Annotated in this window: 18 protein-coding genes and 1 pseudogene; 13 read left to right on the forward strand and 6 right to left on the reverse strand. The window is 39.0% G+C overall.

All coding sequences use genetic code 11. The annotated features are described in order from the left end of the window. Positions 1–59: 59 nt before the first annotated feature. Positions 60–950, reverse strand: coding sequence for an ArsR/SmtB family transcription factor (locus FFM62_RS02230; RefSeq protein ID WP_115470645.1), 891 nt, complete (start codon positions 948–950; stop codon positions 60–62). Between the two features lie 230 nt (positions 951–1,180). On the opposite strand from FFM62_RS02230, the gene FFM62_RS02235 reads away from it, so the two are divergent. From FFM62_RS02235 to arfA, 3 genes are all read left to right on the forward strand, one after another. Then, positions 1,181–2,149: a glycoside hydrolase family 43 protein gene (locus FFM62_RS02235; protein ID WP_115470646.1), complete on the forward strand. Its 969-nt coding sequence runs from the start codon at positions 1,181–1,183 to the stop codon at positions 2,147–2,149. Positions 2,150–2,172: 23 nt separating this feature from the next. Continuing rightward, entirely contained in the window at positions 2,173–3,444 is a 1,272-nt protein-coding gene (locus tag FFM62_RS02240) for an oligosaccharide MFS transporter (RefSeq protein ID WP_115470647.1), read from the forward strand. A gap of 61 nt (positions 3,445–3,505) precedes the next feature. Then, positions 3,506–5,002, forward strand: coding sequence for an arabinosylfuranosidase ArfA (gene arfA / locus FFM62_RS02245; RefSeq protein WP_115470648.1), 1,497 nt, complete (start codon positions 3,506–3,508; stop codon positions 5,000–5,002). A 121-nt stretch (positions 5,003–5,123) separates the two neighbouring features. Here the strand turns inward: arfA and dsdA are convergent. Continuing rightward, positions 5,124–6,436: pseudogene (gene dsdA / locus FFM62_RS02250) on the reverse strand (D-serine ammonia-lyase). A 233-nt stretch (positions 6,437–6,669) separates the two neighbouring features. Between dsdA and proB the strand changes: the two are divergent. Then, entirely contained in the window at positions 6,670–7,515 is an 846-nt protein-coding gene (gene proB / locus FFM62_RS02255; RefSeq protein ID WP_115470649.1) for a glutamate 5-kinase, read from the forward strand. Further along, positions 7,496–8,743: a glutamate-5-semialdehyde dehydrogenase gene (locus FFM62_RS02260; protein ID WP_115470650.1), complete on the forward strand. Its 1,248-nt coding sequence runs from the start codon at positions 7,496–7,498 to the stop codon at positions 8,741–8,743. The genes proB and FFM62_RS02260 overlap by 20 nt, the downstream gene beginning before the upstream one ends. A gap of 69 nt (positions 8,744–8,812) precedes the next feature. Here FFM62_RS02260 and guaA read toward each other — a convergent pair whose 3' ends face one another. Next, the gene (gene guaA, locus FFM62_RS02265; RefSeq protein ID WP_115470651.1) at positions 8,813–10,366 is read right to left on the reverse strand and encodes a glutamine-hydrolyzing GMP synthase; all 1,554 of its coding nucleotides are present in this window, start codon (positions 10,364–10,366) and stop codon (positions 8,813–8,815) included. 308 nt (positions 10,367–10,674) lie between these two features. Between guaA and FFM62_RS02270 the strand changes: the two genes are divergently transcribed. The 6 genes from FFM62_RS02270 to FFM62_RS02295 all read left to right on the forward strand — a co-directional run bounded on the left by FFM62_RS02270 (position 10,675) and on the right by FFM62_RS02295 (position 18,068). Continuing rightward, positions 10,675–11,754, forward strand: coding sequence for a BMP family lipoprotein (locus FFM62_RS02270; RefSeq protein WP_115470652.1), 1,080 nt, complete (start codon positions 10,675–10,677; stop codon positions 11,752–11,754). 210 nt (positions 11,755–11,964) lie between these two features. Continuing rightward, entirely contained in the window at positions 11,965–12,639 is a 675-nt protein-coding gene (locus FFM62_RS02275) for a GTP pyrophosphokinase (RefSeq protein WP_115470664.1), read from the forward strand. 26 nt (positions 12,640–12,665) lie between these two features. Further along, the gene (gene rlmD, locus FFM62_RS02280; RefSeq protein WP_115470653.1) at positions 12,666–14,117 is read left to right on the forward strand and encodes a 23S rRNA (uracil(1939)-C(5))-methyltransferase RlmD; all 1,452 of its coding nucleotides are present in this window, start codon (positions 12,666–12,668) and stop codon (positions 14,115–14,117) included. A 446-nt stretch (positions 14,118–14,563) separates the two neighbouring features. Then, the gene (locus FFM62_RS02285; RefSeq protein WP_115470654.1) at positions 14,564–15,934 is read left to right on the forward strand and encodes an FAD-binding oxidoreductase; all 1,371 of its coding nucleotides are present in this window, start codon (positions 14,564–14,566) and stop codon (positions 15,932–15,934) included. Between the two features lie 19 nt (positions 15,935–15,953). Continuing rightward, on the forward strand, positions 15,954–17,114 hold the full coding sequence (locus tag FFM62_RS02290; RefSeq protein ID WP_115470655.1) for an aminotransferase class I/II-fold pyridoxal phosphate-dependent enzyme: 1,161 nt from the start codon (positions 15,954–15,956) through the stop codon (positions 17,112–17,114). A gap of 27 nt (positions 17,115–17,141) precedes the next feature. Further along, positions 17,142–18,068, forward strand: a complete 927-nt coding sequence (locus FFM62_RS02295) for an L-lactate dehydrogenase (protein ID WP_115470656.1) — start codon at positions 17,142–17,144, stop codon at positions 18,066–18,068. 73 nt (positions 18,069–18,141) lie between these two features. Here FFM62_RS02295 and FFM62_RS02300 read toward each other — a convergent pair whose 3' ends face one another. Further along, the gene (locus tag FFM62_RS02300) at positions 18,142–18,735 is read right to left on the reverse strand and encodes a TetR/AcrR family transcriptional regulator (RefSeq protein ID WP_115470657.1); all 594 of its coding nucleotides are present in this window, start codon (positions 18,733–18,735) and stop codon (positions 18,142–18,144) included. A 131-nt stretch (positions 18,736–18,866) separates the two neighbouring features. Here FFM62_RS02300 and FFM62_RS02305 point away from each other — a divergent pair, with 131 nt between their 5' ends. Then, complete coding sequence (locus FFM62_RS02305; RefSeq protein WP_115470658.1) at positions 18,867–19,247, forward strand: hypothetical protein; 381 nt, start codon at positions 18,867–18,869, stop codon at positions 19,245–19,247. A 47-nt stretch (positions 19,248–19,294) separates the two neighbouring features. Beyond that, on the forward strand, positions 19,295–20,419 hold the full coding sequence (locus FFM62_RS02310; RefSeq protein ID WP_115470659.1) for a lipocalin-like domain-containing protein: 1,125 nt from the start codon (positions 19,295–19,297) through the stop codon (positions 20,417–20,419). Between the two features lie 117 nt (positions 20,420–20,536). Here the strand turns inward: FFM62_RS02310 and FFM62_RS02315 are convergent, their stop codons facing one another. Both FFM62_RS02315 and FFM62_RS02320 read right to left on the reverse strand, forming a co-directional pair. Then, complete coding sequence (locus tag FFM62_RS02315) at positions 20,537–21,310, reverse strand: acetoin reductase (protein ID WP_115470660.1); 774 nt, start codon at positions 21,308–21,310, stop codon at positions 20,537–20,539. A 195-nt stretch (positions 21,311–21,505) separates the two neighbouring features. Next, on the reverse strand, positions 21,506–21,839 hold a 334-nt coding region (locus tag FFM62_RS02320), incomplete at its 5' end, for an IS3 family transposase (protein ID WP_137604531.1).

Here is a 21,839-nt window from a genome sequence, read left to right on the forward strand (position 1 = left end):
TTGAAACTGAAAGGGAGCTGGGACAGTTATTTTGTCCCAACTCCCTTATTTGTTTTGTGTTAACTATAGAAAAGTTTTAAATTAATGTCCTGATTATAATTGCCGAATCCCTTACCAAATAAGGTACAGCCACCTTGGTTTTCAGAATCCGTTTTAATGGCAAAACGAATTTTAAATGTTTGTCGAGAAATATCAAGATCAGACAAGGATATAGAGGTAAATGGTTGACCATCTAAGTATGTGCCATGGTCTGTGATACGCAAAATTTTCTGTATACCATATTGATTTACGTTATCTGGCACCCAATCAGGGGTGTACTTGCCACGGATATCGGAAAAATCACCAGGGCTTGTCCAAGTACCAACTTCAACGTCATTGATGTAGAACGTAATGTCTGATGGCCAGACATTATTTGAAAATGGGAACTCAGAACCTAGTTCGATAGACATGTCCAACATTTCAAGATGTTCATTTTTTTCTAAAAAATTGGGCGATTGGTATTCAACAAAGCCATTAGAAAACCAAATCATACCAGCGTAAATTCGTTGTGGATCCATAAAATAGGCGGGATTATCTACTTTACCAATGTAGTCATCTTGTCCTGCTAACCCGCAAGATGGTTCTACGGAAAAGTCTGTGTATTGTCCAACGGGGATGTTTGTTTCGTGAACATCGAAGGATGGATAAATGCGCTCAGGAAATCTGACCGATATATTGTCCACTTTTAACATAGAAAGTTTATTATGTCCGTCTTTTGCAAAAGCAATAATACCAGCATCTGCTAAGGTTTGCAGATGTTTGAGCGTAATTGTTGTACTAATGCCAAGATGATCAGCGATATCGCGCACATTGAGTTTCTCGTGAGATAAAATTTGAATAATTTTCAAGCGCATGGGATTTGCGAGTGCTTTATAAACGGGTAATGAATTTTCAGAAATATCTAATTGCATATGCGAACTCCTAAAATAACAAAAATATTGTTTGTTTATTAAACAATAACATAAATGTTTCTTTTGAGTGAATGAAAAGACTTTTTAAGGGTTCTTTCAATAATAAAAATGTTGTTTATATCATAAAATTAGTAGAAAAGATTAACAAAAATGTATTGAAAGCGCTTGCAACGTGATTTAAAATAAACGTGTTGAGAAATAAATCACATACTAAAAAGGTGGTACAGAAAATGGCTAATAATTATATCAACCCGCTAATTATTCAACGGGCTGATCCATATATTTATAAACACACAGACGGGTATTACTATTTTACTGCATCTGTCCCTGCTTATAATTTAATCGAAATTCGCCGTGCCAAAACAATTAATGGATTAGCACATGCGATGCCAAGGACTGTTTGGCGTAAACATGATCAAGGTGAAATGAGTGAATTGATTTGGGCGCCAGAAATACATTATATCAATAACAAATGGTATATCTACTTCGCTGCGACAGATACAACTGAGTTCGATGAATTAGGTATGTTTACCCATCGTATGTATTGCATCGCATGTGATAACGACGACCCAATGGTAGGTGAAGAGGTTTGGCATGAAAAAGGACAAATTGTGACTGATAAGGACACTTTTAGTTTAGATGCGACGACCTTTACGCATAATGACAAGCTCTATTATGTTTGGGCACAAAAAGATAAAGAAATTAAGGGGAATTCTAATCTATATATTGCTGAAATGAGCAATCCATGGACGCTTAAAACGCAACCAGTCATGCTTTCGAAACCGGAATTTGATTGGGAAACAAAAATCTTTTCAGTGAATGAAGGACCAGCTGTCTTGAAACGAAACGGGAAAATTTTTATTACTTTTTCTGGATCGGCTACTGATGAAAATTATGCCATGGGAATGCTATGGATAGACGATAGTGAAGATGTATTGGATGCAGATAAATGGCACAAACTTGACCATGCTATTTTCCAATCAGATATGGACAATGGCCTATACGGTCCAGGACATAACTCCTTTACCGTTGCAGAAGATGGTGAAACGGATCTATTAGTTTATCACGTACGAAATTACTTAGATATCAAGGGTGATCCACTATACGATCCTAATCGTCATACGATGGTTCAGCCGTTCACCTGGAATAGTGATGGTTTTCCAGAATTTGGTAAGCCAGTACCGTTTTCATTTGATTAGAAAATACAGAGGGGAGTAATAACATGAGCAACATGGTAAAAGAAAGTCGCCATTTTTGGGGATTTGCGCTTTCAGAATTTAGTTATTTCTTTATTTGGGCAATAACCTATGGATTCCTAACATTATGGCTAGAGAAAGTTGCTAACGTAACTGGTGCTCAAGCCGGAATTATTTTTTCATTGATGGCAGGTATGTCATTGATATTCCAACCTATCTTTGGTGTTGTTTCTGATAAGTTAGTCTTTAGAAAGAACTTATTGTTAACGATTTCGATTGCGGCAATTTTAACTGGGCCGTATTTCCAATGGTTGTTTATGCCGCTTTTCAACATTAGTCCAATTCTAGTATCTGTGATTACAGGTGTCTTCTTGGCCTTTGTTTTAAATGGTGGTGTTTCAGTTATTGAGCAATATGTTGAACGTGCCTCAATAGCAAATAAATTTGAATATGGTCATGCCCGCATGGGTGGATCGGTTGCCGGTGTCGTCGCTGCAGTTGTGGCTGGTCGCTTGATCTTGTGGGAACCAAATTCAATTTGGTGGGCGACATCAGTAGCCGCTGTATTTTTGACATTACTATCGGTATTTTCAACTAAGATAAATTTTGAAAATGCTGCAGCAGTCATGGGTGATAATAAAGATGAAAAGATGACCAAAAAAGATATCTTCTCAATCTTTAAATTGCGTAACTTCTGGATTTTAGCTCTATTCTATATGGGTGCGTCTGCCTTATTTGATGTTTTTGACCAACAATTTATTGTTTTCTTCAAAACTTTTTTTGAAACAGATGCACAAGGTACCATGGTTTACTCGTACATGACTTCTGCACAAACCGCATTAGAATTGGCTTTGATGATTCCAATGCCTTATATTATTAACAAAATCGGTGCCCGTAATGGATTAATTATTTATGGATTCTTAACTTGTCTACGAATCGTTGGGTCAGCATTATCACCTTCATGGATTTGGATTATATTCTTCCGCTTGTTGGCTGGACTTGAAATGCCGCTATTGCTTGTGTCGATTATGAAGTACATTGCTGAAGCGTTTGATATCCGTTTGTATGCAACTATTTATGCCTTGGCATCAAATTTTGCTAAGCAAATCTCTGTGTTCATTTTCTCTTCTGCCGCTGGATCAATGTATGACTCAATTGGGTATCAACATACGTACCTTATTTTAGGTGGTATCGTGTTTGTGATTACATTGATTGCCGCCACGTTCCTTGAAAAAGGGCAGAAATTGAGTACGGTTAAGCATTCTGATGATGTTGAAACAGATGTTGCCGAAGAATGACGTAAGACATGAGAGAATGCTATAAATATTTGTTTTTCAATAATTATTTAGAGGGGGAAATATGAAAGCAACGTTATCTGTTGATCTAACGAATCAAATTTCAGAAATTGATCCTAGATTGTGGGGTTCTTTTACGAAACACCTTGGGCGCAGTGTGTATGAAGGTATTTATCAACCTGAGCATGAAACGGCTGATGAAGATGGCTTTCGAAAAGACGTTATTGAGGCAGTGAAGAAGCTTAAGGTACCACTTATTCGTTATCCAGGTGGAAATTTTGTGTCAGGTTATAATTGGCAAGATGGTATTGGGCCTAAAGATGAACGGCCAGTGCGCCTTGATTTAGCCTGGCGTAGTTTGGAAACTAATCAATTTGGTCTGCATGAATTTATTAAATGGTGTAAAAAGGTTAATGCTGCTCCTGATATGGCGGTAAATCTTGGTACACGAGGAATTGATGAAGCACGAAATTTAGTGGAGTACTGTAACTTTCCAAAAGGGACGTATTGGAGTGATTTACGGCGTAAAAATGGAGCTGAAGAGCCATTTAATATTAAAGTTTGGTCAGTTGGTAACGAGATGGATGGTGACTGGCAAATCGGTCATCAAACGGCACATGAGTATGGTCGTTTGGTGCATGAAACTGCCAAAGCCATGCGTTTGGTTGATCCGAGTGTTGAGTTAGTTGCTTGTGGTAGCTCAAATCATCAAAACGAAACTTATGGTAGTTGGGAAGAAACAGTTTTAGATAATGCGTATGATGATGTTGATTATTTATCTTTGCATCAATATTATGATAATTATGAAGATAACTTGTCAGAGTTCCTAGGTAAATCAGTTGATTTTGATAATTTTATTTCAGAAGTTATTGCAATTAGTGATGCTGTGAAAGCACGGAAGCATAGTCATAAGCAAATTAACTTAGCTTTTGATGAGTGGAATGTATGGTATCACTCAGTAGGAGTAGATGATGAGCAAGAACCATGGACACAAGCACCGCATTTGTTGGAAGATCATTATGATTTTGAAGATGCGCTACTGGTGGGAAGCTTAGCGATTACGTTATTAAAGCATGCTGATCGGGTTAAGATTGGTTGCTTGGCCCAGTTGGTGAATGTGATTGCGCCAATTATGACGAATACAGAAGGTTCGCCATCTGTTTGGTATCAAACAATTTTCTACCCATTTATGCAAGTATCAAATTATGGTCAAGGAATTGCCCTCACACCAAAACAGACGGTACCAACATATCAAGCAAAGGAATATGAGGTACCTTATGTGGATTCGATTGCTGTTTATAATCCAGAGACAGCAGAAGTGGTTGTTTTCATTGTTAATAAGGCTAATGAGCAAACGGCATTCACTTTGGATATAGATAGTGCAAAATTGGGTGAAGTTGTTGCAGCAACACAATTTGCTGGGTACGATATTCATCAAACGAATGAAGATCAATCTATGGATCTACAAGATTTGAAAGATGTGAATGTTGTTGGCAATCAAGTTAACGCACAATTAGAACCACTTTCTTGGAATATGATCCGTATTAAGGCTGAGGCATAACCTGCAAGTATATTTCGCCTGGATCCTTTTAAAACTTAAAAAGAAGAATATAGAGATTTTATAATCGAAGATCCCAGATAATTATAGCCTGTGAGCCAGTAATTATCTGGGATCTTTACTTTTAAGCATGAGGGAAAACAGAGTCGAGCAATTGTTTACCTTTAGCATAATTAGCTTCACGTTCGCTTTGGGGCATCATACTGCCACCAGTTGCCCAAACGATATGAGTTGCGTTTGGAGAATTAAAGGTAGGCATATTGTTGATTGTCGGTGCTATACCAGTAAAGCCAGCTGCAGCAGAAGGCTCAACTGTAATATGTTGCGTATCCTGTAGTTGGGCGACGTATCGGTAAATGTCTTCATCAGGGAAAGTGACACTGCCAAATAGTAACGTGCGCACGACCTTGCCGGCTAACCGTGACGGACGACCAACTGCTAGACCGTCAGCCGCAGTTAGACCGTCCAGACCAATATCATAAACCGAGATGTGATTATTGAGTTTTGTCATCATCCCAAGTGTCACAGAAGGTACGTGGGTTGGTTCGCAGAAAATTGCGTGAACATGCGGTCCTAGGATGGTCTTTAGTCCGAAAGTCACACCGCCAGGACTGCCACCAACACCGGCGGGTAAATATACGATAATCGGATGCTCTTGGTCAACTTTTATCTGGTGTTCCTTTAGTTGCTTCTGTAAACGTACAGCTGCAACGGCATAACCTAAAAATAAATCGTTAGATCCTTCATCATCAACAAAGTGAATATTAGGGTCTAAGGCAGCATCAGTACGAGCCTTTGGAATGATTGCTGAAAAGTTTGTGTTGAATTCTTTAACCGTTACGCCGTTCTCACGTAGTTTATCTTTTTTCCACTGACGAGCATCATGCGACATATAAACGGTGGTTTTAAAACCAAATGTGGCTGCCATGATACCGACGCTTAATGCCAAATTGCCAGTTGAAGCAACAATGACACCGTATTTAGAAAATAATTGGCGAAATTCGGTAGAAGCTAACATGGCATAATTATCCATGTTAGTTAACCTGCCATTAGAAATTGCGATTTCTTCAGCGAATTTCAGGACTTCATAAATGCCGCCACGAGATTTAATTGAACCTGAAATGGGTAATTGATTATCAGCTTTTAAAAACAAACGACCAGCCAGTTTTTGCTGTGTTTGATGTTCCCAGGATTCATGCATGTCCTTTAATGGTATTAAGGGTGATTCAATGATACCATTTGTGGCAGCTGTTTCCGGGAAAACCTTGGCTAAGTAGGGGGCAAAACGTTCTAAACGGGCGGCAGCTCAAGAATGTCGGCTTTTGAAAACGGCAAATCAGCTGTCTGATTATAGTCGGGGTTACGCCAAAAAGTCGGCTTTGCGGTGATCAAATCTTGAATTTGTGGATAGTCTGTTATCAGCGATTCTAAGTTCATGTACCAGTCATCCTTTCGTCCTCAAATTTAAAATTATTATAACGTAAAGAAATAGTAACTAGACCAATTATGTTAGCTAATGTGACGCGTTATTTATTTGTCTATATTCGTTTTGGGTTTAATCATTCGGTGACGCTTGGTTTGCCGTAATTTCAATTATTAAAAAATTTCTATGTTATTCTCATTTATTATTGTAGAATTATGATAATCTGATGAAAATGAAGGTGATTTACATGAAGTCAAACCGCCATATGGATAATGTTTCACGAGTGGTTGTGAAAATAGGCACGAGCTCTTTAATGAACGCGAATGGTAAATTGAATTTGCAGGCGATTGATCAGTTAAGTTATACCTTAACGGGACTAGTTAATGAAGGTAAACAGGTTATTCTCGTCAGTTCAGGTGCAATTGGTGCCGGAATGGGACGCGTAGGATTGACTAAACGACCGGAACAAATTCAAAAGCAACAAGCTTTGGCTTCAATTGGGCAAAGTGAGTTGATGACGGTGTATCAACAACGATTTGCAGCTTATGGTCAACAAATTAGTCAAGTGTTATTAACACACGACGTCTTAGACTACCCACAGAGTAGAGCATATGTTCATAATGCAATGGAGCAACTATTAGACTGGGGAATTATTCCGATAGTTAATGAAAATGATACGGTGGCGGTTGATGAATTGGATCATCGTACGACTTTTGGTGATAATGATCAATTATCCGCAATTGTTGCGGTACGTTCGCATGCGGATCTGCTGATTATGTTGTCAGATATTGATGGCTTTTATACTGGTAATCCGCATCAAGATACCGAAGCAAAATTGATTAGGGAATTGCATGAGGTAACTGATGATTCATTGAAAAGAGCTGGTGGCGCAGGCACGGAATTTGGTACGGGTGGTATGACGACAAAGTTAAAAGCAGCAGCCGAAATTTTATCACATCATCAGATGATGGTTTTGGCAAATGGTGCCAACCCGTCGATTATTTTTAATATTATGAACGGCGAGGAGATTGGTACACTTTTTATGCCAAAAGATATGAGTGAGGGAATGGATAATGACAGAATTGTTGAATAAAATTGGACAACAAGCCCAAATAGCCGCCCAAACACTGGCGCAAGTACCCACGCCTACTAAAAACCAGGTGCTGCGCGCAATGGCCGATGCTTTGGAGGAAAGAACACCGGAAATTTTAGCAGCTAACCAAGCGGATTTAGCAGATACGACCGGCTTAGAAGATAAATTTATTGACCGCTTAACATTGACTGCAGATCGTTTGGCAGGTATTGCGGATGGTGTGCGGAAAGTAGCCAATTTATCTGATCCATTGGGAAGCATTGAGCAGGGATGGACAACTGACTCGGGTTTAGAAATTAGCCAAAAACGCGTGCCACTTGGTGTGGTTGGCATTATTTATGAAGCACGACCAAACGTGACTGTTGATTCGGCGGTGCTTTGCTTTAAATCAGGTAATGCTGTTATCTTACGTGGTGGCAAGGAAGCATTGCAAACTAATATTAAAATAGCTGTGATTCTGCGTGAGGTTTTGGGCACATTTAATTTACCAAAGGATATTGTTCAAGTCGTGGCTGAGACATCACATGAACTAGCGCAACAATTTATGCGCCTGAATGAGTATATTGATGTGTTGATTCCACGTGGATCAGCTCGTTTAATTCAGACAGTTGTGGCACATGCAACGGTACCGGTTATTGAAACGGGCGCTGGTAATTGCCATATTTATGTGGACGAAACGGCTGATTTACAGATGGCGACTGATATTGTCATTAATGCTAAAACACAACGACCCTCGGTTTGCAATGCAACTGAAAAGCTACTTGTTAATGCGGCAATTGCGCCTGATTTCTTACCACAAATTGCGCAGGCGTTGGCTAGCAGTCATGTAGAAATTCGTGGTGATGAACAAGCTTGTCAAATTCTGGGTAATCAGGTACGACCAGCTCAGCCAGAAGATTGGGATACTGAATATAATGATTTTATTATTGCAATTAAGGTAGTTGATGGATTAGATGAAGCGATCAGTCATATTAATCAGCATAATACCAAGCATTCGGAAGCGATTATCACGACTGACTATGAACATAGTCAACAATTTACGCAGCAAGTTGATGCAGCATGTGTTTATGTGAATGCATCAACCCGTTTCACGGATGGTTTTGAATTTGGCTTTGGTGCCGAGATTGGTATTTCAACACAAAAGCTACATGCACGTGGACCAATGGGCTTGAAAGAATTAACGACAACGAAGTATATTATTTTAGGGCAAGGACAAATTAGAGAATAAAAAAGCGACAGGACACTGATAATTTCAGTATCCTGTCGCTTTTTATTTTAATTTATTAGCGAGTAGGATTTATTCCCACTCAACAGTTGCAGGTGGCTTAGCTGTAATATCATAGACTACGCGGTTAACGTGGTCTGTTTCATTGACAATGCGACGAGAAATTTCTTCCAATACGTCCCATGGCAACTTAGCAAAGTCAGCTGTCATACCATCAACTGAAGTGATAGCACGAATAGCAATCGTGTGGTCATAAGTACGACCGTCACCCATGACACCAACTGAACGAACACCTGGCAAAACAGTGAAGTATTGCCAAACTTCGCTGTCCAAACCTTGCTTAGCGATTTCATCACGTAAGATGGCATCAGATTCACGGACGATTTCTAGCTTATCCTCTGTGACTTCACCAAGTACACGGATTCCAAGGCCTGGTCCAGGGAATGGTTGACGCCAAACAAGTTCATGTGGCATACCAAGCTTTTCACCAAGTAGACGAACTTCATCTTTAAACAATTTGTTCAAAGGCTCGATCAATTGGAATTGAATGTCTTCTGGTAGTCCACCAACATTGTGATGAGATTTGATCGTTTGTGCTGTATCAGTACCAGACTCAATAACGTCAGTATATAACGTACCTTGTGCCAAGAAGTCGATACCATCTAACTTAACAGCTTCTTCGTCAAAGACACGAATAAATTCGTTACCAATGATTTTGCGCTTTTGTTCAGGGTCAGTAACACCAGCTAGCTTATTCAAGAAACGTTCTTGCGCGTCAACTTTGATGATGTTTAGACCAAACTTGCCACCAAGGGCGTCCATCACTTCATCGGCTTCATTCTTACGTAGTAAACCATGGTCTACGAAAATTGATGTTAATTGATTACCGATGGCTTTGTGTAGCAAAACACCAACGACAGATGAGTCAACACCACCTGAAAGACCTAGTAGGACGCGTTTGTCACCGACTGTTTCGCGAATTTTAGCAATTTGCTCGTCAATGAAGTCATCCATTGACCAGTCACGATTTGCGTGAACAGCATGATCGATAAAGTTTTCCAGAATCTTCATACCATAAACGGTGTGGCGAACTTCCGCGTGGAATTGAACACCGTATAGTTGGCGTTCAGGGTTTTCCATCGCAGCAATTGGTGTGCTATCAGAAGTGGCGACGGCAGTGAAACCATCGGGTACTGCGCTAACAGAATCACCGTGTGACATCAAAACAGTTTGTTCTGCTGGTGTTTCGGCAAATAGTGTTGAGTGCTCGTCAGTAACCTTCAAAACGGTTTCGCCATATTCGGATGTGCCACTTGCGGGTTGCACTTTACCACCAGGCAACATGTGTGCCATTAGTTGCATACCATAGCAAACACCTAAAATAGGGATGTTAAGATTGAAAATTTCTGGATCGATAGAAAATGCACCGTCAGCATAAACGGAATTAGGACCACCCGAGAAAATTAGGCCTTTGGGTTTTAGTTCTTTAATTTCAGCTGCGGTAATAGAGTGTGGCTTTAATTCAGAATATACCCCCAATTCACGAATACGTCGTGAGATCAGTTGGTTATATTGAGAACCAAAGTCCAAAACAAGAATACTATCGTGTGTATCTGTGTTGGCCATGATATCCCCCATTTAAATTGATAATTCTATTATACGTAATTTGTGACAAATTTCAATGATGGTTTATGCTAATGTTCGTTATTGAACAAAAGCCTTTCATGTAAATTTTCTAATAATGTGTTCAATGAAATGAATATTTTTTAATCTATTTTTCATTTAGTAAAACGTTTATTTGTATTTTATATTTATGTAAAAAATTAGCTTGCAATCCATCTTTTAGACCGCTATAGTAGTTAAAATTATATATTCTTAAAGGACTCTTAAATGAGTGGTTGGGTTGAGGGCTTAATACTTGGAGGTATTTCAAAATGGTTTCACGTCGATTGATGATTGCTGGTGGTGTGGTGGTAGTTGCCATCGCTGGTATTGGTTTAGCATCGATGAATGGTGGTCAAGCACAGGGTAAAAATCAGTTCACCGCAGCGATGGTTTCTGATACAAATGGCGTCAATGATAAAGGGTTCAATCAAAGTGCTTGGGAAGGCTTGCAAAAATGGGGTAAGCAAAATAATTTGACCAAGGGTAAAGATGGTTATAATTATTTTCAACCCAAGTCAGTTGCTGACTATGATACGCAATTAACGCAAGCGGCAACAGCTAAATATGATTTGGTGGCGGCAATCGGCAACACATTTAAAGACTCGATTGAAACAGTTGCCGAGAAACAACCGAAAACAAAGTTCGTGTTGGTTGATGAACAGGCTGATAAAAAGTATAAGAATGTTGCTTCGGTTAAATTTCATTCTGAACAGTCATCTTATTTGGTTGGTGTAGCTGCTGCAAAGAAGGCGCAAGCAGTTGGTGATAAAACAGTCGGTTTTATTGGCGGCATGCGTAATTCAGTGATTGAATCATTTTTAGCTGGTTACCAAGCTGGTGTGAAATCTGTTGATCCAAGTATTAAGGTGGATGCAACCTATGCGGGGACATTTTCTGATCCAGCAAAAGGACAAACAATAGCTAAGGCCAAAATTGCACAAGGTGAACATATTATCTTCCAAGCAGCTGGTGGCGTTGGTAATGGTGTTTTCCAAGCAGCTAAAGATCAGAGTGCTACTGTAGTGTCAGGTTCAAAGGACAAGGTCTGGGTTATAGGTGTTGATCTTGATCAAACGAATATGGGTGACTATAAGACTAAAGATGGTAAAAAGGATAATCTGACCCTAACATCTTCATTGACTGGTATTGGACGTGGTGTGCAATTGATTGCTAAAGATGCCCAACATGATAAATTCCCAGGCGGTAAGACTGTGTACTATGGTCTGAAAGAAGGTGGCGTTGGTGTCGTCACAAAGAATTTAAATGATGATGAGAAACAATCAGTCGATGCGGCCAAAGATAAAATCATTAATGGCGATATTAAAGTATCAGCGACGCCAACGAAATAATAAAATAAAGTATTGATGGTAAAACAGGCTAGGACAAAATGTTTCAGCCTGTTTTGTTTAAAAATCGTTAATTATGAGCGGCAATATTTTCAACGTAGATGCTATATTTTCTGAGCAAGTGTTGCGAAAAATAGGACAAGTTTAAGTATAATGAATTACGGTGGTTATATCGGAAAAAATTATGATAGTCTAGATAAGGAACACATTACTATGAATACAAAAAGAAATACATTGAGTGTTAAAAAAATACGCCAAATGATTGGTGGGGAAGCTGGTCTTGATTGGGTGGCTGATCAATTAACAGCGTTAGCGCAAATGTATCAAATTTATGAATCTGCGCAACATGAAATTTCAACGAAATTAGAAAATTTAGATGCAGAATTCGAAGTTAATTATAATCATAATCCGATTCATCATATTGATGGTCGGATGAAAGACCCACAAAGTTTGATTGGCAAAATTCAAAAAAAGGGTCTTGATCGGTCGGTAGACTCGATTAAAAATAATATCTTTGATATTGCTGGACTGCGGGTCATTACAAATTATATAGATGATATCTACACGGTTGAAAAATTACTTTCACAACAAGATGATATCGAAGTAATTAGGCGTAAGGATTATATTAAAAACCCAAAAGAAAGTGGTTATCGAAGCTTACATTTGGTTGTCAAAGTGCCGGTATTCAAAGCAAATGATGTGGAAAAGGTTCCCGTTGAAATTCAAATTCGAACGATTGGTATGGATATGTGGGCAAGCCTCGAACATGAATTACGCTACAAGACAGATGTTGATCGTGTGGAGGAATTTGCAGCTAATTTAGTAGATAATGCCAATGCGTTATTTGATATTGAACAAAACTTTCAAGAAATACATCATCAACTATAAAGAAAAGAGCTATTGTAGAACGAATTATGGAAAATAAACAAACGAAAAAATATAACAATCACCAAAAATCTCATAAAAGTGCCAATGTTTCACGTGGAACAAAAAAGCGCAATAATGCACCAGTACAAGTTTCAATTGGTGACCAATTGCTAATTACTATCAAGCGTTTAGGCATTAACGGTGAGGGAATTGGCTATTATAAGCGAAAGATTACTTTTATTCCTGGTGCTTTACCAGGTGAAGTGGTTGAAGTTGAAGTAACGAATGTAACGGAAAAATTTATTGAAGCAACTATTCATAAGTTTAAGCAAAAGTCAAAGCAACGTGTGGCACCAGTTGATAATCAAGATGTTGGTGGTTTTGAGTTGGAGCATTTGTCATATCCGGGTCAACTCGCCTTTAAACAAGATGTGATTCGTCAAGCGCTAGAAAAGTATAAGCCAGCTGGTTATGCACACTATAAGTTGTTGCCAACGATTGGGATGGATGACCCACAAGGTTATCGTAATAAAGCCCAATTCCCAGTGCGTGAGGTGGATGGTAAATTAGCTGTTGGGATGTACAAGCGTCATTCACATAAATTAGTCGATTTGCCCGTTGTTACAACACAACATCCAGCAACGTTAAAGGTTGTCCGTGGTGTGCGTGATATTTTGGCTGATATGCAGTTACCAATTTATAATGAGCGCAAACACAAAGGTGTTATCAAAACATTGATTGCGCGTGTTTCTGAATCGACAGGAGATGTTCAGCTGACAATTGTCACAAATGGACGATCGTTGCCTGACGCTGATGAATTGATTCGTCGCATTCATGAAGCGTTACCTGAGGTCGTATCGATTCATCAAAATATCAATCGTGGTCAGTCTTCATTAATTTGGGGAGATGATACTCGTCAAATTTGGGGAGACGATTATATTACTGAAGACATTAATGGTAAAACATTTAAGCTATCGCCACGCGCATTTTTGCAATTGAATCCACATCAAACACGGCGTTTGTATCAAGAAACAATTAAAGCCTTGGACTTAACGCAAGCTGATAAATTAATTGATGCTTATTCAGGTGTTGGTACAATTGGTATTTCATTAGCTGACCATGCTGGTGAGGTCCGTGGTATGGATACTATTGAAGAATCAATCGATGATGCTAATGAGAATGTTGTAGATAATCAAGTAACAAATGCAACCTATTATGTTGGGGCAGCTGAAGAGTTGATTCCGCAATGGGCCCGCGAAGGCTGGGTTGCCGATGCGATGGTGGTTGATCCACCACGTACTGGTTTAGACGGTGCATTGCGTCAAACTATCTTAGAGACAAAACCAGAAAAATTTGTCTATGTTTCATGTAATGCTTCGACCCTTGCGCGTGATTTAGTTGATTTGGCAAAGATTTATCGGGTGGATTATATTCAGTCTATTGATATGTTCCCACAAACGGCACGTTGGGAAGGCATCGTGAAATTTACAAAGAAATAAGCTATAAAATTTATAAGCTTATAATTAATTTATTTTTAGCAAACAGAGGCTGGGACATTTTCTTGTGTTCCAGCCTTTTTGTTATAAATGTGAGTAAAATGAGACTTTTTTAATTTTATTATTGACTTTTCATTATTGCAGAATTACTATTGTATGAGTGAACACGATGATTAGGTGAGTAGCCTGTGATGGATACGCAAAGCGAGTTGTAGATGGTGGAAGGCAACCGGTTCAGCAGTTGAATTTGGCCTAGGAGTGGATGAAATTATGAGTGGTATTGACTATAAGTAATTTACGGTGATGACCGATATCTCATACAAGTATGTTTGTCATACTTGGTAAGCAGGTTGTAGTGATACAGTCTGAAATACGGGTGGTAACACGATTTTTATCGTCCCGTCGTCCCATAGAGGGGCGACGGGACTTTTTTATATTAAAGGAGCAATATGACAACGACAAATTTTTCGTCTTTGCAATTACCAGATGGTGAAATTGCGTTAGATCAGCAAACTTTAAAAAAATATGGAGCAAATAACTTTACGCAAGAAATTACAACTGAAGTACTACCTGATGCTGTCGTGTTTGCGGAAACGATTGCAGATGTCCAAGCGACGGTTCGATTTGCGGCAGCTAATCACATTGCAGTCGTACCTCAAGGCGCGAAAACATCGATTGTGAATAGTGCTGCTGGTTTGTCAGGTAGCTTGATTTTGAATTTATCACGCATGAATCACATTTTATCAATTGAACCAGAAAATCAAGTTGCTGTTGTCGAACCTGGTGTCTTAAATGGTGATTTGGATGTGGAGACGCGTAAGGTTGGCTATTTCTTTTCACCAGACCCAGGGTCAAAGCGTATCAGTTCAGTTGGTGGCAATATTGCCACTAATGCTGGGGGAATGTCATCCGTTAAGTACGGAACAACCAAGCAGTCTGTGTTGGGATTAAAGGTTGTTTTAGCTAATGGTGAACTTGTAACGCTTGGTGGGAAAACTTTTAAGAATAATGCTTCCTACGACCTGACTGATTTGCTAGTTGGCTCAGAAGGAACGCTTGGGATTATTGTCGAGGCAATTGTCCATATCATTCCGATACCATCAGGGAATTCAATTACCGGATTAGCAACATTTCCAACGATTCACGAGTTGATGCGTGCGGTACAAGCGGTACAGGCAAGTGGTGTTAATCCATCGATGTTAGAGATTTTGAACCGTGTTTCCATTGAAGCATTAGATGAGTATGAACATAGTCATTTAGGTAGCCATGGTGAGCAGGCGTTACTGATTTTCCAGATTGATGTTGCGGTAGCTGGTGTGCTAGAGAAACTTGATAAGTTACTGCATGAATATGGTGCAACCAAGATTGATGTCACTGAAGATGCCGGTCGAACGGCAGAAATTATTAAGATTCGCCAGGATATATTTGCAGCAGGTGCCCAATATGGTCGCCTGATCGTTGAAGATATTGCGGTGCCATTGGGACAATTGGCGAAAGTGGCAGATAAGGCTGAAGAATTAGCTGATAAATATCAACAACGATTATTGTTATTAGGTCATGCGGGGGATGGAAACTTACATCCCGATATTATCTTAGAAGATAGAGATGGTGATTTACCTGAAGGCACACAAAAGTTTATTGATGAGTTATTGGACTTTGTTATTCAGGTCAATGGAACCGTTAGTGCCGAACATGGGATTGGTAGCTTGAAAAATGCTTGGGTACCAAAACAATTGGATGAAAAAGTTAGAGCCTTGCAAAAGCAGGTGAAGAAAGCATTCGATCCAGTAGGAATTTTAAATCCAGGTCGTAAAATATAGAAAAATTAGGAGAACAAATATGGGAGTAAATAAACGTGTTGCAGCAGTGAAGCCAAATGCTATCCGTGCATTTGATGATGAGACTAGTGGTGTTGAAGGTATTCTGAAATTAACGTTAGGGGAACCTGATTTTACGGTACCAGAACATGTTAAAAAAGCAGCGATTGCTAGTATTGAGGCAGACGACTCACATTACGCACCTGCTGCAGGTTCAGTTGCGTTGCGAAAAGCCATTCAGCATTTTATGGCAGATCGTTACGGGTTATCATATGATATTGATTCTGAAATCATTGTTACCTTAGGAGCAACTGAAGGTATTTATGATACCTTTACAGCCTTTGTTAATGAGGGTGATAAGGTATTACTTCCAGCACCTAATTTCTCGATGTATGATCCAACGATTGAATTGGCTGGTGGTGAAGTGGTTTATGTCGATACATCCGACACGGGATTTTTACTAACCCCTGAACAACTGCAATCAGCAATTGATGAGTATGGCGAAAAGTTAACAACAGTTCTATTGAATTATCCAGCAAATCCAACCGGGGTCACTTATACTGCGGAACAATTAGCTGCATTGGCTGATGTATTACGAGGAACAAATATCACTGTGATTGCTGATGAAATTTATTCTGAATTAACTTACAATGCACCACATACATCAATTGCCAAATTCTTGCCAGAACAAGCGATTATTTTAAATGGGGTATCAAAGTCACACGCAATGACTGGCTATCGTATCGGATTTATTGTTGGTCCTAAGCAGTTAGTGCAACCAGCTGCAGTATTACATCAATTTACAGTTACTGCCGCATCAAATCCAGCGATGGCCGGGGCAGCAGAAGCGTTAGGATCAGCACAAGGAAAGTTAGATTCTAAGTCAATGCGTGAAGCTTATCGTGAACGCCGGGACTACTTGGTACCAGCTTTGCGCAAATTGGGATTTGAAATGCCACAACCAAATGGTGCATTCTACGTTTTTGCTAAGATACCAGCAGCGTATGATCAGGATGATTATGCTTTTAGTGTTGATTTGGCAAAACGCGGTAAAGTAGCTGTTATTCCAGGATCTGTATTCAATGTCGGTGGTGAAGGCTACATTCGTATTAGTTATGCAGCATCATTGGATAGCCTTCATGAAGCAGTGAAGCGAATCAGCGAATTTTTTGAAAATTATTAAGCAAGTGAAAAATAATGGGGGAACGCAATGACACGTAAAGTTGGAATTATTGGTTTGGGACACGTTGGGGCAGCAGTTGCCCACAGTTTGACAGCACAGGGTGCAGTTGATGAATTTGTATTTATCGACATCAACGAGGATAAGGCGAACGCAGAAGCATTAGACTTTGAAGATGCTATGGCAAACTTGGAATATAATGCAAACTATGTGGTTAATGACTGGTCAGCATTAGCAGATGCCGATGTGGTTGTTTCATCAGTTGGTAAGATTTCATTGCAAGAGACCATTACCACCGATGATCGTTTTGTTGAATTACAATATAACAAACTACAAATTGCAGATATTTCTAAGAAGTTAGTTTCATCTGGATTCCATGGTATTTTAGCTGTGATCACAAACCCAGTTGATGTGATTACGACTATGTATCAACACTACACCGGTTTCCCAAAGGAACGAGTAATTGGAACAGGAACACTTTTGGATACAGCCCGTATGCATCGCGCCGTGGGAAAGGCATTGGGTGTGCATCCTAAATCAGTTCGTGGTTACAATGTTGGTGAACATGGGGATTCACAGTTTACAGCTTGGTCAACAGTTACCGTAAAAGATAAGCCAATCACATCATATGATTTACAATTATCAGAATTAAATGATGAGGTCAAAGCTGGTGGTTACACCGTTTACCATGGTAAAAAGTTTACTAGTTATGGCGTTGCGAGTGCAGCTAGTCGCTTAACTAAGGCGATTTTGACTGATAGCCATGAAGAGCTACCGGTATCAAATTACCGACCTGAATATGGTGTTTATGTTTCATATCCAGTGATTGTTGGTCGCGATGGCGTTGTTGATCATGTTTCATTAGATTTACCATCTGATGAGCAAGCGAAATTAGATGCTTCAGCAGGATTTATTCGTGAGCGTTATGAAGAAGTGATTGCTGAGTTGGATAAATAATTCAAAACAAAAAATTTAGGCGATAAATTGTCATTTTTGGGACAATTTATCGCCTATTTTTTAGTGAGCAGAGTTACTTCGCCTTAAAGAAAGTTTCTTGTGAAAATAATGGTGTGACTGTATTTTGCAAGATATCCATAAATTCCTCTGCGGATTCTTTAAAGTCTGATTTTATCCATTCAACAATTAAACTAATGATCATCCCCGTTATCGCAGCAGATGCATAGTGCTCGGAGATGGGGAGATATTGGGTAATATCATTTTTTTGCCAAATTTCCCTGTCGGCAGTAATTAGCTTATTTATGAAAGAAGGATCTCCGTTTGGCGCCAATAATGCTGAAAATTTATCACGATTATTGTAAATATAGCGGACCATTTCTCGATAGTAGTTATGTAGATGATCCTGACTAACATCAGTTCTTTTGGCGAGATTTGGTGCTTTTTCAGTGACATTTTTAAATTCGCTAATTAATGAATTCTCGACCATGTCTAATAGTTCATATTTATTAGCGTAGTATTTATACAAAGTCGCACGGTTAACGTGGGCTTCATCGATGATTTGTTGAATCGTAATTTTTGCAAAACCTTCTGCTAGTAATAATTTCCAAAAAGCATGCTCAATGGCATATTTACTTTTTTTAATGCGTAAATCTGTTTTAATTGTCATATTGTCTCCCCGCTACCAATAATAAACTTTTATGTCGTTTTTGTTGGTTGAAGCCTTGATATATGGCAATTATACTACAAGTAGTTAATCAGTTATTCACTTTAATGTTTACAAAAAAGGGGTGTATAAGTATGTCAGAAGTTGAAACAATGCATTATCGTGTTTTAAAGAAAAATCATGACAAGATGGTTCAAGCTTTAGTAAAGGCTTTAGATTATCAAAAGGCCAATCCTAGTTTGATTAATTACTCTTTGTCGCGAACTTGGTTCCGGCCAGCACCAGACAATTCAGAGCAAGAAATTTGGATGCTAATGGATGAATCAAGCAATCATGAGAAATACGCAGAAACAATGAAGACAGCTGAAAGTGATTTAACAGCTGGAGATTTTCGACAACAGTTTATTGATATGGTTATACCGGATAAACCTTTTTCAGGTGAAGAAGCGGGATTAAAGCATGTTGTTTGGCAAGAAATACCAGAATTACATGTCGAATTACACGAAAATGATTAACTAAAATAAAAATTGTTAGTATTGTTAATAATATAGGGGGCTTTTTTATGGCACAAGGAAGGATTATGGATCGTCCAGCAGATTATCAAAAGTTAGGTATTAATCCTGATAAAGTTGAAAATTGGGAAGATGGACGTCGTGATAATGATGAAGCAGGACATGCTGAAGTTTGGTATCTAGATTGCAGTCTTGATGATGGCTCAACACTGATTTTGGGATTCCGTCCAAAGTCAACTGACCAGGTAGTAAACAAGGGTGATAATCCTAATGTTGCTATCAACTATACGTCAGCAGATGGGCAACCATTTTATGATTACCGTCTTTATGATGTTAAAGATGCTTATTCAAGTAAGGACCAGTTAGACTTGAAGTGGGGACCTAGTACATTAGTTGGTGATAACTGGCGTAATTATGATATTCATATTGAGCCAGAGGCCGACCAAGAACTGGTAATGGAAGGTAAGAAATCAGTTGAGCACAAAACGGCAGTTGATCTACACTTTGAAGCTCAGGTAGAGCCATTCCGTCCAGGATCAGGTTATATTGCTTTTGGTGAGAATGAAGAATATTATTATAACTTTATTTGTGTCACAAGTTTGACAGTTAGTGGTGAAGTAACTATTAATGGTGAGAAGAAGCATGTTAATGGAACTGCTTACTACAACCATCAATGGTTCAATATCCATCCATCAGTTGCCTTCCATCACTGGGTTTGGGGTCGTCAAAATGTTGGTGATTACAATGTCTTAATTTATGATATGGTTGGTGGTGATCGCTTTGGTCAACCAGAAATTCCACTATTTACGATTGACGACAGTAAAGGTAATCGTGTCTTTGAAAATACAAGTGTTGATAACGCTAAGGTAGATATTTTAGACACGTATGTCCAAGAAGAGACTGGCAAAGTGACGCCAAAAACGATCCATTATACCTTTACGCAGGATGATATGGAAGTTGAGTATAAGATTTTTGATCCTAAGGAAATTAACTTGATCAACGTTTATGGTATGGCTTCAGATGAACAAAAGAAGCAGTTTGATGCGATGGGATTGCAGCCAACTTATACGCGTTATCTAGCATCAACAGAGTTAAAGATTACCCGCGATGGTAAGACAGAGGTCATTGATGGTTCAATGTTGTATGAAATTAATTATGCAGCCAAAGAACTATAATATGGTGCACTAGAGAATTAATTTCTAATTGTATAAAAAATAAAGAGCAAGTCAGAGGAATCTAGGATTCTTTCTGACTTGCTCTATTTTTGACTAAAATATTTAATTAATTACGGCTTAGTTGTAAACCAAACCACCATCAACTAAGATTGCTTGACCTGTGATATAGTCTGAGTCTTCAGAAGCCAAGAAGTGGACTAAGTTAGCAACATCAGTAGGTGTTTCGTAGCGTCCCAAGGCAATTTCACCAGAGAATTTAGCAAATGGCTCACCTGGCTTCAATGAAGGGTCGGCCTTAACCATTTCAGCATCAATACGATCCCACATCTTAGTCTTGGCAACACCAGGGCAGTAAGCATTGACGGTGATGTGCTTTGAAGCAAGTTCCTTAGCTGCTACATGGGTAAAGGCTTTGACAGCATGCTTTGAAGCTGAGTATGTACCCAAGACCTCATATGCTTCATGACCAGCAATTGAGCAGGCGTTAATAATTTTACCTGGCGTACCTTGCTTGATAAATTGTTCAGCCGCAGCTTGCGTTCCATAAACTGTTCCAAAGACATTGATCTTAAAGGTACGCTCTAGTTCAGCAGCGTCAATCTCTAAGAATGGCGTCACAGCTTCAACACCAGCATTGTTAACAAAGACGTTTAACTGACCGAATTTCTCAACCGCTGCGGCTACTAATGCTTCTTGATCTTCCTTCTTAGAAACATCCCCAACGAAAGTAGCTACATCACCTAGTGACTTTAATTCTTCCGCTGTCTTAGTTAAGGCATCCTGGTTAATATCATGGATCATGACATTAAAACCATCTTTAAGCAAACGCTCAGCGATACCTTTACCTAGTCCTCCAGCTGATCCGGTAACAACAGCAACTTTCTTAGACATAATCATACCTCCCCAGTATAAATAAACCAAACAGCAACGTTCAACGGTAGCGCTTTCACAAATTCATTGTAACGCTTTTTATACTTATAAAACAAATGTTTTTAATATTTATTCATTTTTAGAACATCTTTAACGCAAAAAAAGCTGGAACAATTTCTTTTGTTCTGAACTGAACCCCAAAAATTGGAGAGAAGTTTAAGCAACTAGCTGGTCGGAAAGACTTCGGTATTGAACCGGAGTTTTTCCGGCCAGCTTTGTTTTAATCCGTTTATTGTTGTAGTAATAGATATAATTATTGACGGCAGACTTCAGCTCGTCATAGTTTTGATAATGGTTATTATGGACAGTTCCTACCTTCAAGAGATGAAAGAAGCTCTCCGCCATAGCATTATCTAGACAGGTCGCTTTGCGACTCATACTTTGAAACACATGGTTGTTCTGCAAACGTGAGACATATTCATAATTTTGATACTGGAATCCCTGGTCAGAGTGGATTGTTAAACGGTAATTTAATTTGGGTCTAGTATTT

The sequence above is a fragment of the Weissella thailandensis genome (assembly GCF_005405465.1).
In the GTDB taxonomy this organism is placed as follows: Bacteria; Bacillota; Bacilli; order Lactobacillales; family Lactobacillaceae; genus Weissella; species Weissella thailandensis.